The 13,829-nt window shown below is 38.3% G+C and carries 12 protein-coding genes and 1 tRNA gene; 8 read left to right on the top strand and 5 right to left on the bottom strand.

What is annotated here, in order from left to right:
* Positions 1 to 39 precede the first annotated feature (39 nt).
* The 8 genes from G7B20_RS00315 (at position 40) to G7B20_RS00280 (ending at position 8,779) form a co-directional block, all read left to right on the top strand.
* A complete protein-coding gene (locus G7B20_RS00315; protein WP_164108054.1) occupies positions 40 to 933 on the top strand; it encodes an NAD kinase in 894 nt (297 codons plus the stop codon).
* Between the two features lie 72 nt (positions 934 to 1,005).
* The gene (locus G7B20_RS00310) at positions 1,006 to 1,842 is read left to right on the top strand and encodes a porin family protein (RefSeq protein ID WP_262886552.1); all 837 of its coding nucleotides are present in this window, start codon (positions 1,006 to 1,008) and stop codon (positions 1,840 to 1,842) included.
* 17 nt (positions 1,843 to 1,859) lie between these two features.
* The gene (locus G7B20_RS00305) at positions 1,860 to 2,597 is read left to right on the top strand and encodes an isoprenyl transferase (protein ID WP_164108052.1); all 738 of its coding nucleotides are present in this window, start codon (positions 1,860 to 1,862) and stop codon (positions 2,595 to 2,597) included.
* Between the two features lie 112 nt (positions 2,598 to 2,709).
* Complete coding sequence (bamA, locus tag G7B20_RS00300; protein WP_164108051.1) at positions 2,710 to 5,292, top strand: outer membrane protein assembly factor BamA; 2,583 nt, start codon at positions 2,710 to 2,712, stop codon at positions 5,290 to 5,292.
* Positions 5,293 to 5,382: 90 nt separating this feature from the next.
* Entirely contained in the window at positions 5,383 to 5,925 is a 543-nt protein-coding gene (locus tag G7B20_RS00295; protein ID WP_164108050.1) for an OmpH family outer membrane protein, read from the top strand.
* A 73-nt stretch (positions 5,926 to 5,998) separates the two neighbouring features.
* On the top strand, positions 5,999 to 6,532 hold the full coding sequence (locus G7B20_RS00290) for an OmpH family outer membrane protein (protein WP_164108049.1): 534 nt from the start codon (positions 5,999 to 6,001) through the stop codon (positions 6,530 to 6,532).
* Positions 6,533 to 6,680: 148 nt separating this feature from the next.
* Positions 6,681 to 7,973 carry a (Fe-S)-binding protein gene (locus tag G7B20_RS00285; protein WP_164108048.1) on the top strand — a complete coding sequence of 431 codons (1,293 nt, stop codon included), beginning with the start codon at positions 6,681 to 6,683 and terminating at the stop codon, positions 7,971 to 7,973.
* A gap of 11 nt (positions 7,974 to 7,984) precedes the next feature.
* Positions 7,985 to 8,779, top strand: a complete 795-nt coding sequence (locus G7B20_RS00280) for a (Fe-S)-binding protein (protein WP_164108047.1) — start codon at positions 7,985 to 7,987, stop codon at positions 8,777 to 8,779.
* 51 nt (positions 8,780 to 8,830) lie between these two features.
* Here the strand turns inward: G7B20_RS00280 and G7B20_RS00275 are convergent.
* From G7B20_RS00275 to G7B20_RS00255, 5 genes are all read right to left on the bottom strand, one after another.
* Positions 8,831 to 8,914, bottom strand: a tRNA-Leu gene (locus G7B20_RS00275).
* 41 nt (positions 8,915 to 8,955) lie between these two features.
* On the bottom strand, positions 8,956 to 9,846 hold the full coding sequence (locus G7B20_RS00270) for an exopolyphosphatase (protein WP_164108046.1): 891 nt from the start codon (positions 9,844 to 9,846) through the stop codon (positions 8,956 to 8,958).
* 225 nt (positions 9,847 to 10,071) lie between these two features.
* Positions 10,072 to 10,614, bottom strand: a complete 543-nt coding sequence (locus tag G7B20_RS00265; RefSeq protein WP_164108045.1) for a hypothetical protein — start codon at positions 10,612 to 10,614, stop codon at positions 10,072 to 10,074.
* 71 nt (positions 10,615 to 10,685) lie between these two features.
* On the bottom strand, positions 10,686 to 13,262 hold the full coding sequence (locus G7B20_RS00260) for a phosphoenolpyruvate carboxylase (protein WP_164108044.1): 2,577 nt from the start codon (positions 13,260 to 13,262) through the stop codon (positions 10,686 to 10,688).
* Positions 13,263 to 13,642: 380 nt separating this feature from the next.
* Positions 13,643 to 13,765: a 30S ribosomal protein THX gene (locus G7B20_RS00255; RefSeq protein WP_164108043.1), complete on the bottom strand. Its 123-nt coding sequence runs from the start codon at positions 13,763 to 13,765 to the stop codon at positions 13,643 to 13,645.
* Between the last annotated feature and the right edge of the window lie 64 nt (positions 13,766 to 13,829).

The raw sequence follows: 13,829 nt of genomic DNA, 5'->3' as shown, positions 1-13,829 counted from the left end.
CTTTGCACCTTTGTGAAATAGAAAACAGTACTAATTGCAATGGAGCAAACGAAAATTGCGATCTTCGGAAGGATTTTTAATCCAACAGTAATTCTTTATGTGGATCATTTATTTGATTATCTGACCCAAAGAAATATTCAGATTGTGGTGCATGTTGAGTTCTGTGATTTTTTGTATAAGAACGACTTTCGTCCACAAAATCTAGAAACTTTCACGTGCCATGAGGATCTCCCTAAAGACATTAGCTTTATGCTGAGTTTAGGTGGCGATGGGACTATGTTAGCTGCAGTCTCTGTTATCAAAGACTCGGGCATCCCTATAGCCGGTATCAATTTTGGCCGTTTGGGTTTTCTAGCTAATATTCAAAAAGGCGAAATGGAAGACGCTATAGATCAAATCCTAAGTAAGAAATTCCACATACAACAACGGGCTTTACTTTCTGTAGAATGCAACAACAAGAAGCTCTTTAACGGTGAAAACTTTGCATTAAATGACATAACGGTCTTTCGCTATGACAGCTCGTCAATGATTACAATCGATGCCAAAATAAACGATGAACTCTTAAACTCATACTGGGCTGATGGTCTCATCATTGCTACCCCTACAGGATCAACAGCATATTCACTGAGCTGTGGTGGCCCTATCATTATGCCTGGAAGCGGCAATTTTGTCATCACACCGATATCACCTCACAATCTCAATGTAAGACCAATCGTCGTATCTGAAAACATGACCTTACATTTAAAAATTGAAAGTCGTACAGAAAAATTCATTTTAAGCTGTGACTCGCGAAGCGAAACATTGTCCATAGATACAGAATTAATTATCAAGAAAGCACCGTTTAGCATAAATTTAATTCGATTAGAAAAGGATGGTTACTTTCGAACATTACGTGAAAAATTACTTTGGGGCATCGATGTCCGGAATTATTAGATCAATATATCATTTAACAAAAATTAAGACTATACAATTATTACAAAAACTTTATCTTTACAACCAAAATCAGTGAAGTTGATTAAAAATCGTATTGTTATATTAACCATTATGTCTTTCATACTGTCTAGTGTCTATGCACAACAGTATGAATTTGGTGTGTCTGGTGTGGGCACAGGCTACATGGGAGATCTTAATTCAACAAATCCTTTTTATTTCAAGAATCTAGGTGCAGGATTATTTGCCAAATACAATTTTAATCCTACATGGGGTGTTAAACTAGTATACAATCACCTCAGCCTCTTTGGAGCTGATCAAGATTTCAAAAATTCAAACCAGAAACAAAGAAACCTTCAATTCAACAACCGGGTATCCGAATTCGCAATAACGGGTGAGTTTAATTTTTTCAAATATATTCCAGGAGGACAATTAAATACATATACCCCCTACCTTGTGGGTGGTGTCGCCGCCATCATGCATGATCCATATGTAAATTATGGCTCAAAAAAAACGCTATTACGCCCATTAAAGTTAGAGGTAGACAAGGATGGTTTGCCGGTAACCTACTCCAAATTTGCATTGGCTATTCCACTCGGTGCTGGATTTAAATATAATATTAAAGGCCCGTGGTCCGTGGGGGCCGAAGTGATCTACCGTACAGTTTTGAGCGATCATATAGATGGTGTGAGTCAGTATTATTTGGATCCTGATCATGAAGTACTATCCGCTAACAATAAAAATGGCCTGACTAAAGACGATATCACGTTCTTAGCAGATCCTAGTAATGGTAAACTTTTAGTAAACCAGGGAAAGTCTCGTGGAGATGGTAAAAATTTTGATGGGTATATGACTGCCGGAATTACGCTGACGTATACAATAATCAGTAAAAAATGTTATTGGTGGCAGTAATAGTTTTAGTATAATCAATGAGTGTTAAAGATAATATAGACCGTAACAGGCTTCCTCGCCACATCGCTATCATCATGGATGGAAATGGTCGTTGGGCCAAAGGTCTTGGTAAGTTGCGGGTTTTTGGCCATAAAAATGGGGTCACTGCCGTTCGTGAAGTTTTGGAGGCGACTATAGAACTGGGTATTCCTTACCTGACACTGTACGCTTTTTCTTCGGAAAACTGGAATCGTCCAAAATTGGAGGTGCAGGCTTTAATGGAATTACTGATTAATTCGCTGAATAAAGAGCTTAAAACATTCCATAAAAATGGCGTAAAGCTAAATGCTATTGGCAATATAAGCGATCTCCCTACCAATGCGCAAAAGACGTTGAAGGAGACTATAGCGGCTACTAGTAATAATGATAAATGCACACTAAGTCTGGCCCTCAGTTATGGGGCCCGGACAGAAATTGTCGAAGCCAGTAAACGTATTGCACAGCAAGTGCTTTCGGGAGAGCTGGAGCCAAAAGATATCAGTGAGCAAGTATTTGCCCAAAATCTATATACGGCCGATATTCCGGATCCTGACCTTATGATTCGAACAAGCGGCGAATACCGAATAAGTAATTTTTTATTGTGGCAATTGGCTTATACAGAACTTTGTTTTTCTCCAAAAATGTGGCCGGAATTCAATCGAGAAGACTTGTTTGAAGCCATATATGATTTTCAGACAAGAGAGAGAAGGTTTGGAAAAACTAGTGAGCAGCTTTAAAGACGCTAAAAAAACAAGACAATTAGCTACAAATCAAAGAGATAGCGTAATTATACTTTTAACAAAAATTAACAAGAGTTTGATGTACTTTAGCATCCATAATAACAAGTAAATGAAGCAACTATATATACTAACAGCAGCGTTTTTTTTGTTGAACATCACCACTACATTTGCCCAAATAGCAAATCGTGGACCTGTTAACCTTTCGGATCCGGACGAAATTTCCTATTTACAACCCAAAGACTACGTTATTGGCGGAGTCACAGTAAAGGGGGCTCAATATCTAGATACCGATGTGTTGATTACTATCTCCAAGTTGGTCGTCGGTCAATATATTGAAGTACCAGGAGAAGCTACTGCTAGTGTTATTAAAGATCTAATGGCGCAAAATCTTTTCGAAGATGTACAATTGTGGGCTACTCGAATTGACGGTGAAACCATTTTCTTCGAAATCCGTGTTCAGGAAAGGCCACGTCTGACACGTATCGACATTAATGGATTAAGTAAATCACAAACAGAAGAGATAAATAAGCGATTGAACTCTAGTTCAGGCCGTATTGTCAACGAAAACCTAATTCAATCTACCAGATCGACAATCCAACGTTTTCTAAGAGAAAAATCCTACCTATACCCTGAGATTAAAATCAGTACACTTAAGGATTCTGCGCAAGCGAATAATGAAATCTTAAATGTAAATGTAGATAAGAATAAAAAAATAAAAGTCAATAAAGTTCTCTTTACTGGAAATGAAACCTTTAGCAATTCGGACCTTACAAAATATCTGAAAGGTGTAAGGCCCCGTAAATGGTATAGAATCTTTGGACCAGGTAAATTCAAAGATGATAAATACAAAGAAGCTAAAGAGAAATTAGTTGCTAAACTTCAAGATAAAGGTTATCGCGATGCGCAAATATTGTCGGATAGTGTATACCGTTACAATGAAAAGGAAGTACGTATTAATATTAATGTCTACGAAGGCCCTAAATATTATGTTGGAAACATTGATTGGACTGGAAATACCCGCTATAAAGATTCTATATTAAATATACTATTAGGTGTCCAAAAGGGAGATGTATATAGCGAGGAAAAAATAAATGCAAAACTTATGGGACCGACTCGAAACAGTGATGATATCAGTGCGCTGTATCAGAATGACGGTTACCTTACGTTCAATATCAATCCCATCATTAAGAAAATTTACAGTGATACGATAGACCTTGAAATACAGATAAGCGAGGGCAAGCAGTATACCATTAACAACGTAATTGTAAAAGGTAACGATGTTACTAACGACCGCGTTGTGCTACGTTCTATATATACCAAGCCGGGACAAAAATATTCTCGAGAGCTTATCATGCGTAGTATCCGTGAGATTTCACAATTGGGTATGTTTGACGAACAAAAAATCACACCAGACATTCCTTCGTCAACGATGAACCATGAAGATGGTACTACAGACGTTATCTTTAATGTCGTTGAAAAACCTTCTGATCAAGTAGAACTATCCGGTGGTTATGGTGCTGGACAGATTATCGGTACACTTGGATTGACTTTCAACAACTTCTCTACAAGCAATTTCTTCAAGAAAGATGCTTGGAAACCGCTACCTCGTGGAGATGGACAGAAACTGAGTATCCGTGGGCAAACTTCAGGAAAGCGTTACCAATCGTATAGTTTCTCATTCTCTGAACCATGGTTGGGCGGTAAAAAGCCGGTATACTTTGGATTGAGTGCTTATACGTCTAACTCGTCTTATGGAGGATTCAACTATTATACAGGGGAGCAAATGGTTAAAGATTCGGAATTACAACGTATATGGATGACCGGTGTAACAGCTTCTTTGGGCAAGCGACTACAATGGCCGGACAACTATTTCCAAATTAATAGTTCATTATCTTTCCAACGCTATAAATTACAGAACTACGGAAACTATTTCAAGTTTTCAGATGGAACCGCTTATAACATTAACTTCACCCAAGAGATCAGTCGTAACTCGATAGATGCCCCTATCTATCCAACATCAGGTTCACACATCCGTTTTTCGGTAAGTTTGACCCCGCCATATTCTGCATGGAATAACATCAATTACAAGACAGATCCGGATCCAGTACGCTACAAATGGACTGAATATCATAAATGGAAATTTGATTCGCAATGGTATATGAAAGTAGCTGGCAAATTAGTTGTGAAGACTCAGGCTCAATTTGGCTTCTTAGGTAACTATACAAATAGAACTGAAACTTCCACATTCGAACGCTTCAAGCTAGGTGGCGATGGTATGCAAGGATTTGACTTCTTACAAGGATCTGAAATCATTGCTATGCGTGGTTATGCTAACGGTACCATTATCCCGGCATCGACTGGAAATGGAGATCAACGCGTTGCGATCAACTCCGGTAGCCCTATCTACGCTAAGTATCAAATTGAATTACGCCACCCTATAATGTTGAATGATCAGGCCACAGTATTTGCATTGGCTTTTGCAGAAGCAGGTAATACCTGGAATAAATTCTCAGAAGTGAACCCATTCAAAGTACGTCGTTCGGCAGGTGTAGGTGCACGGATATTCTTACCGATATTTGGTATGTTAGGTATTGACTACGGTCATGCTTTCGATCCTATTCCGGGAATGCGTTCAAGCGAATGGAAACAAAATTTCACATTTAGTATCATGCAGAGCATGGGAGGTTTTTAATATTTAAACTTTTTAGTATAATTGTTGTCATAGAGTAAAAGGAGATTATAGATAAAGATCATTATTGTTAAATAAACAAATAATACACAAATGAAAAAGATATTCGCAATTTTAGCTTTTATAACTTGTAGCATCAGCGCTTCCTTTGCGCAACGCATAGCTTATGTTGATTCAGAATACATCTTAAAACATATTCCAGAGTATGTATCCGCGCAAAAGCGATTAGATGATCTATCTGTTCAATGGCAAGGAGAAGTAGACAAGCAATATGGCGAAATAGAACGCCTTTACAAAGCTTATCAGAATGATCAGGTGTTGTTGAATGACGATATGCGTAAAAGACGTGAAGACGAAATCGTAAACAAAGAGAAGCAGGTCAAAGAATTTCAAAAGCAAAAATTCGGTTACGAAGGTGAGCTTTTTCAAACACGGATCCGTCTTGTAAAACCCATTCAAGAACGTGTAGCGAAAGCTATCCAGGATATAGCGAATACGCAGGGACTAGACCTCATCTTAGACAAAGGCAGCGAAGTGACTTTCCTTTTTGCTAGTCCTAGACTTGATAAAAGCAACGATATAATTACAAAGCTTGGATTTAAACCGGATCCATCGTTGGCTGAGAAAGAAAAATAGAAACTAATTTTATTAACAATAAAGAATTATAAAAACAATTACATTTGTAATTATAGCGTTTAACATGAAAAGAATGAAAAATTTAGTAAAAGGAGCAGTATTAGCGGTAGGATTGTTTGCAGGGGTACAATTAGCGAATGCACAACAAAAAATCGGACATATCAATGCTGATGAGGTATTTCAAGCTACTACAGAATTTAAAACTGCGCAAGAGCAATTAAAAACGTTGGGAGACACCAAACAAAAGGAATTGGAAGGAATGTATGCTGAGCTTAAGAAAAAAGAAGACGAGGCAAACGCACTCATGTTAAATCAAAGTGAAGCAAACAAAACTGAAACGCAGACTAAATTGCAGACGATAGGACAAGAGTTTCAGCAAATGCAACAACGTGTTCAAGAAGTGCAAAAAGTCGCTCAAGAAGACATCGGTAAAAAACAACAAGAATTAATGGCTCCTATTCAGACTAAATTGATGAACGCCATCAATGCTGTTGCAAAAGAAAAAGGCTTCGCCTATATCTTTGATATCGGCTCAGGAGCAGCAGTATATTACCAAGGCGGTGAAGATGTTACTGCAGATGTAAAAACCAAACTAGGGATCAAATAGACTCGTAGATAAAAATAATAGAAAAAGGGGTAAATTAAATTTTACCCCTTTTTTATTATCGCCAATTTTTAATCCTTCTAAATGCATATTATGCATGCATAATATTACGATATTAATTATATTTGTTTAGAACCTGATTATAAAAACTATGATTGGTCAATTGATATTTACAATCTTACTTGTTGCTGCTGGATTTTTCTTTTATAAAAACGCAGCAAAGATCTACAGAAACATCAGACTAGGAAAGGCGGTAGACCGTTTTGACAATCCTGGAAAGCGAATAAAGACCATGTTACTGGTTGCTTTCGGACAGAAAAAAATGTTTAAACGTCCCATTCCAGCGATACTACACCTTTTTGTGTATGTTGGATTCTGTATCATTAACATTGAGATGTTGGAGATCGTGATTGACGGCATCTTTGGAACACATCGTGTTCTTTCTTTCATGGGAGGATTTTACAATTTTTTGATTTATAGTTTCGAGGTATTAGCCTTTTTGGTACTCGCTTCCTGTGTAATCTTCTTTTTAAGACGTAACATCTTAAAAATAAGAAGATTGAATCAATCTGAATTAAATAAATGGCCGAAGACCGATGCTAATCTGATACTTCTTACAGAAATATTATTAATGGCGGCTTTCCTTTGTATGAATGCCGCGGATCAAAAGCTACAGCTGCTAGGACACCCACATTATACCGCCGTTGGTGCTTTTCCCATTAGTACAGCCTTATTATCGGTATTGCCGACAACAATAGATAATTTGATTCTCATCGAACGCTTTTGTTGGTGGTTTCACATCGTCGGCGTATTGGTTTTTCTAAACTACCTCCCTATATCCAAGCACCTTCACATTGTATTGGCCTTTCCTAACACCTATTTTAGTAAACTGGAACCAAAAGGTAAATTTGAAAATATGCCGGCTGTAACTGCCGAGGTTAAAGCTATGCTCGATCCTAGCTTTCCTCCTCCTTCTGGTGAAATATCTCGCTTTGGAATCAAAGATGCTCAGGATTTGACATGGAAAAATCTGTTGGACGCTTACACCTGTACGGAATGCGGGCGTTGTACCTCTGCCTGCCCAGCGAACATCACCGGTAAGCTCCTATCTCCTCGAAAAATCATGATGGATACCCGAGACCGTATCGAAGAGATAGGAAAGAATATAGATGCTAATAAAAGCTTCGTGGATGACGGAAAATCCTTGCTCGACACCTACATCAGCCGCGAAGAAATATGGGCTTGTACAAGCTGCAATGCCTGTGTAGAGCAGTGCCCTGTGAATATTAATCCTTTGGAAATAATTATAGGTCTAAGGCAATACGCTGTTATGGAAGAATCTCAGGCTCCAACGAGTATAAATACGATGTTGAGCAATATGGAAAATAACGGCGCTCCTTGGAAATATGCTCAAGCTGACCGGGCTAATTGGGCCAATCAATAAGAATCATTAACATGGAAAATAAACTACACATCCCCACTGTTGCAGAATTAATTGCTAAGGGTGAAACGCCAGATATACTTTTTTGGGTAGGCTGTGCTGGATCTTTTGACGAGAGAGCACAACGTGTAACAAAAGATATCTGTAAAATCTTGCATCATGTAGGCATAAAATATGCTATTCTAGGGGCCGAAGAAAGTTGTACCGGAGATCCGGCTAAACGTGCTGGAAACGAATTTCTGTTCCAGATGCAGGCCATGATGAATATACAGGTACTCGATGGTTATGAAATAAAAAAGATTGTTACGGCGTGTCCCCATTGTTTTAACACCTTAAAAAACGAATACCCCAATCTAGGTGGGAACTATGAGGTAATCCACCATACACAATTGATCCAATCACTCATTGAACAGGGTAAACTAAAACCAGCTGACGGCCATAGTTTCGTAGGGAAACGCATCACTTACCATGACCCGTGCTACTTAGGTCGTGCAAATGAGGTTTATGAAGCTCCAAGAAAAGCGTTAGAAATATTAGATACCGACCTTGTTGAACTAAAACGCTGTCGTAGCAACGGTCTATGCTGTGGCGCTGGAGGTGCTCAAATGTTTAAAGAGCCCGAATCTGGAAATAAAGATATCAATATTGAACGTATAGAAGATGTTATCGAATCTCAAGCTAGTATTGTGGCGGCAGCCTGTCCTTTCTGCATGACGATGCTTAGTGACGGTGTCAAAGTAAAAGAAAAAGAGCAAGAAATACGAGTTCTGGATATCGCCGAGATTATGGCTAAGGCTAACAATCTATAATATAATACCGGTTTCTAAAAAAGGCGACTAGAAAACTAATCGCCTTTTTTGTACCCAGAAGCAGATTCGAACTGCCATGCCCTTGCGAGCGCCACCCCCTCAAGATGGTGCGTCTACCAATTTCGCCACCTGGGTATTACTACGACAAAAATATAGCTTTTTTTCAAAGCTACAAGTTATATTGCAGGAATATTTTTAAAATTTTTATCAATCAAAGTCTGAATTATTCCATCGACAAGCCCCACTCTTGGCGCCACAATATTTTTTAAATGCCCTACCTTCATGATAGTCAGGAAGATCTCTGATGCAGGGATGATTACATCTGCCCTATCCGATCGCAAGCCCAATTCGTGAATACGATCTTTTAGCGAATAGGAGTTCAGGTGATCAAAGATTGCTTTCAACTTGGCGTAAGTCATAGGTTTATCTCCCTTTTCGTTAGCAATACGAGACAGCTTGTTAATATTACCTCCTGTTCCGATACCATATATGTTTTTATGACCTTTCGTCTTCTCTTTAACCCACCGACGCATACTATCCCAAGTCTCCGGTTGATCCTGATTGTCCAAAATCCGAATTGTACCTAAATTAAATGAACGGGAATCAACGAGTTCACCGTTAGCAAAAAGTGTAATCTCAGTGCTTCCCCCTCCTACATCGATATACAAATAAACCTTAGTCTTATCAATCGTACTACTCAAGTAAGAGTTATAAATAATTTTTGCTTCAGTGCCACCATCTATAATCTGTATATCGATCCCCTCCTCTTGACACGCTCTAACTACTTCGGCCCCATTATCTGAATCACGCATTGCCGAAGTGGCACAAGCTATATAATCACTCACTTTATAAACATCCATCAAATTGCGAAATGCGCGCATAGTCTTCACCATATCCTGAAACTTGGTAATAGATATGTGTTTATCGATAAATGCGTCATCCCCCAAACGTAATGGCACCCTAAGCAAAGTATTTTTGGTGTAAACAACTTCCTCTTTTTTCTCTAAAATATCTGCAATCAACAATCGGACTGCATTGGATCCTATATCTATAGCTGCGTATCTCACTTACATTTATTTTAATATTTCAATAATAATGGTTTAATATTAACACTATATTAAGTTAATGTTAGAATTAACATTATACAAATAATAAAAGAAAAAACTTTCATGATGCCACTGAATTACCAACAGAGATGAAAGTTCTTGATGTCCATTAAATACGGACACTTTCCGAAAAAAAAAGGGAGATAATCGATATCTCCCCATATTTTGAACAAGCTGTTGACTTGATTAGTGACCAGCGTGTGCTTCTTCTTTACCACCTATCTGTGTATACAATTCCGTTGCTAAATGTAATTGTTCCTTACCCAACTTACGAAGATCTTCATTGGTATTACGGCTTAAACGTTTAAACTGCTCTTTTACAAAAGCAATCTCATGAATTGCATCATGCACATAATCCGATTTTGCAGTAGAAGCTACCGCTGTAGAATCGTTAAGCATTGACTCCGTAGCAGGAATACCTTTAATTGGAAAATCAACCTGAAGTGCTGTGGCAACTGTATCTAAAGATGGAAGCAACTGCGCATAGAAAGCTTTAACTTTAGAAGCTACCGCTTTTGATGCTGCATCTCCATTTGCTTCTGTTTGCTCAGCCAACACCACACCTGTTTGAGCAGCTTCACCTACCTTTTGAAACACAGCAAAAGCATCACCATCTACCAATGAAGTATGCGTATATTTCAATTGTCTCTCTTTTGCAGTTTTATCTACACAAGAGCTGAATAACGTACCAGCGCAAACCGCGGCAAAAAACAAAGTATTTAATTTCATTTTAATTCTTTTTTTTCGAATACAAAAATATAAAATATCTATCACAATCTGCCATACTTTCAGATTAACTATTAAGCGAGATTTCTTCCGGCATTTACAACACCATAAATAGTCCTACCGATCAGTTTTTTATAAGCGTCTTCCCGATCGGAAGACAGATTACTGTCTTGCAACTTACGTATTGCATAATGTTGGATAATCAACAGTGGCAAAACTATTTTTTCCCGCTCCAAAATAGATGCACGCTCGACCGGATAATTTTCCATAAGAACTTCCGAGCTACTTAGCTTTAACAGATACGCCTTTGTTTTGACATACTCGTCATGCAGAATTTGCCAGAATTCACCAAAGGTTCTGTCATCGCTCATATAGGCTGTAATCGCAAAATTAGACTTGGTCATAGACATCATGCAATTATCGATCAGTGTATTAAAAAATCCTGAATGCTGATACAGGTTGCGAACATACGACCACAGATTGTTTTCCTCCGCCCATTGCAAGGCTGTACCCACACCAAAGAAACCTGGAATATTCTGCTTAAGCTGGCTCCATGAAGTTACAAATGAAATAGCTCTCAGATCCTCTAACCGAAGATCTCTATCCGAAGTCCGCTTTACGGGTCGACTGCTGATATTGATAGAAGCAAGTACTTTTAACGGACTTAATGCTTCTAAATACTTTAAAAACAAGGGATGATTACGTAGTGATAGAAACTTATCATGGCTTACTTCAGCCATATCTTCAATTATCTTTTTCTGCTTCTCGGTAAGGGTATCGCCCTGATTTTGTCGGATCTCCGATATTAACCCTGCATGTAATAGTTGCTCGATATTATATTGTGCCGTGTCTAGCGAACCGTATTGACTACTGATCGTCTGACCCTGAATAGTTAACTGAATGTGCTTATTCTCAATCTCTGTCCCCATCGATGCGTAGAAACGCTGAGTCTTGCCTCCGCCACGAGCGGGAGGACCGCCACGTCCATCGAAAAAAACCAAATCGATGTCGTACTCTCGAGCTAAAGCAGTCAATTCGATCTTGGCATGGTAGATAGACCAATTGGCCATTAAATAACCTCCATCTTTAGTGCTATCCGAAAACCCCAGCATAATCGTCTGTTTGTTTGCTCGGCGTTTAAGGTGAGCTGCATATATCGGATTGGTATATAATGTCTGCATCACTTCTGATGCCCGGGATAAATCATCAACTGTCTCGAAAAGGGGCACAAAATCTATCGAAAGAGTGTCTTTCTGCCAACCTTGCCATAAGAACAACTGCATCAAACCAAGAATATCGGAAGCCTGCTGACAATTTGATATAATAAAACGTTGAGCAGCTCGCTCCCCCCCAGAGCGTTGTATATTCTTCAAAAGCCGGATAACGCCTATTGTATCTTTTATCAATGGCGCCGCATCGTCCGAATACTGCAGTTCATTCGCTGTAAATGGAAGAGCATTTTGCTTTACCTTTTCCTCCCCGGTAATTTGATCTAAAGAAATATTCAACACATCACTGTACCTTTCTACGAGGTAATTCGTAGTCTGTCTTAATACAGAACTATCCTGTCTAATATCTAAAGTCGTAAAATAACAACCAAACGTATTTACTTTGCGAATCAAATCCTCAACCAACTCAACAAATAGACCATTATGTAAAGAATGAAGAACCTCTTTAATTGCCTTCAGATTATCAAGGATTTCAGATGTGTCGTCTTTGGGGTCATCTATAGGATTAAAACTATTACTGTAAAAAATATCTTGTAAATTTTCAAGATAGTTCTCTACCCCTCTGAAAGTAATTCTTCTCTTAACGTTTCTGAAATCCCGGTAATAACAGCGAAATAGGATAGTTCGAAGCATACTTGCTACCTTCTTCGTACTCTCTACGGTTACATTAGGATTACCATCCCTGTCCCCTCCCGGCCAAAATCCCAGTTCAATAAGTTGCTTAACATCTTCTGATGGCACTTCCAACTCATCATCTATCTTAGATTGGATTCCTGAAGTCACTTTATAGAAGACATTTTCTAAGTACCAAGCAAGACTCACAGCCTCGTCTACAGGAGTAGGTCGTTGTTGTTTAATAAAGGGGGTTTTTCCCAATTGTTGTAATAACAAATGGATATTAGATATGTCGTTAGCTTTTATAGCTTCGATCAAATCATTAATTATCCCTAATACAGGACCTGGGTAGAATTGCGTGGGGTGAGCCGTAAGCACTAATCGTACAGAAAAATCCTTTAACTTCTCCACGAGTTGCTTTTTCAACTTCATATCATTTTGCGCTAACTTAAATAACGAATTAAGCCCGCCGATTTCATCACTTTTACCCACCGCCTGAAAAGAAGAATCCTCTATCGCATCAAACAAGACCACCTGCCGTTCGATATACTGCACGATTCTAAACAGCAAGTCTATCTGATCATCATGTTGGATGTATTGCTCGTATTGTTGAAAAAAGCTATCGATGATTTCTTCAGGAGTTGCATGCCGCTCCACACCTTGTTCACAATGTGTCGTAAAAAATGGAAGAAGTGTCCCAGTATGTTTTACACGTTGAAAAGGCAAGGTTAAAAATAGACTTTTAAATAAATCAAAGCGCGTAAGCACCTCATTTTCAAATACAGCTTGTTTTTGACTTAATTTCATATGTAAATAATTTGTCTTTTTATGGACATATAGAATACCCTGGTTATGTTAGATGTGTTCACAAGCGCGGTTATTTTCACTGGTGTTTGCGCAGTTCAGCCACATGGATATTTCATATGGAAATAATTATTGGATGAGCTCGTTAGCTCGTTTACCTTCTTTCTGCCATTATCTCATCCAGGTCTATCAGGACGCACATTCATTTTTCCCCGTAACTTCAAGCCCAAATGTAACAAACAAATACTTAAAAACACAAAAAATCAACATTAAATTTAACAATATCACACCAAAAAAGGTATTTTTATAAAAAAACAACAAAATAAAACCTATTTTTTTGACTAAGTGACAGTTGAACACAAAAAAAGCAACCTTTTGGTTGCTTAATTATGATCTTCTGTGGCAGGTTGACTTTTCGTGGAAGGCTTTTTAGCACCCGGTCTACGGTTGCCATAAGACCCCATTATAATCTTACCTCGTTTCGTTTTTTTATCTCCTTTTCCCATAACACTTATTTTTTAAATAATACATAAAGCTGATAATCAAACCCAATTTACATTTTAAAAAGCA

The sequence above is a fragment of the Sphingobacterium sp. xlx-96 genome, from assembly GCF_011007365.1.
In the GTDB taxonomy this organism is placed as follows: Bacteria; Bacteroidota; Bacteroidia; order Sphingobacteriales; family Sphingobacteriaceae; genus Sphingobacterium; species Sphingobacterium luzhongxinii.
This window is presented reverse-complemented; position numbering and strand designations above follow the sequence as displayed.

Coding starts and splice junctions, on each gene's coding strand:
- G7B20_RS00305 (WP_164108052.1), top strand. CDS start 1,860: ATGAGTGTTAAAGATAATATAGACCGTAACAGGCTTCCTCGCCACATC.
- G7B20_RS00290 (WP_164108049.1), top strand. CDS start 5,999: ATGAAAAATTTAGTAAAAGGAGCAGTATTAGCGGTAGGATTGTTTGCA.
- G7B20_RS00280 (WP_164108047.1), top strand. CDS start 7,985: ATGGAAAATAAACTACACATCCCCACTGTTGCAGAATTAATTGCTAAG.
- bamA (WP_164108051.1), top strand. CDS start 2,710: ATGAAGCAACTATATATACTAACAGCAGCGTTTTTTTTGTTGAACATC.
- G7B20_RS00260 (WP_164108044.1), bottom strand. CDS start 13,262: ATGAAATTAAGTCAAAAACAAGCTGTATTTGAAAATGAGGTGCTTACG.
- G7B20_RS00295 (WP_164108050.1), top strand. CDS start 5,383: ATGAAAAAGATATTCGCAATTTTAGCTTTTATAACTTGTAGCATCAGC.
- G7B20_RS00285 (WP_164108048.1), top strand. CDS start 6,681: ATGATTGGTCAATTGATATTTACAATCTTACTTGTTGCTGCTGGATTT.
- G7B20_RS00255 (WP_164108043.1), bottom strand. CDS start 13,765: ATGGGAAAAGGAGATAAAAAAACGAAACGAGGTAAGATTATAATGGGG.
- G7B20_RS00315 (WP_164108054.1), top strand. CDS start 40: ATGGAGCAAACGAAAATTGCGATCTTCGGAAGGATTTTTAATCCAACA.
- G7B20_RS00265 (WP_164108045.1), bottom strand. CDS start 10,614: ATGAAATTAAATACTTTGTTTTTTGCCGCGGTTTGCGCTGGTACGTTA.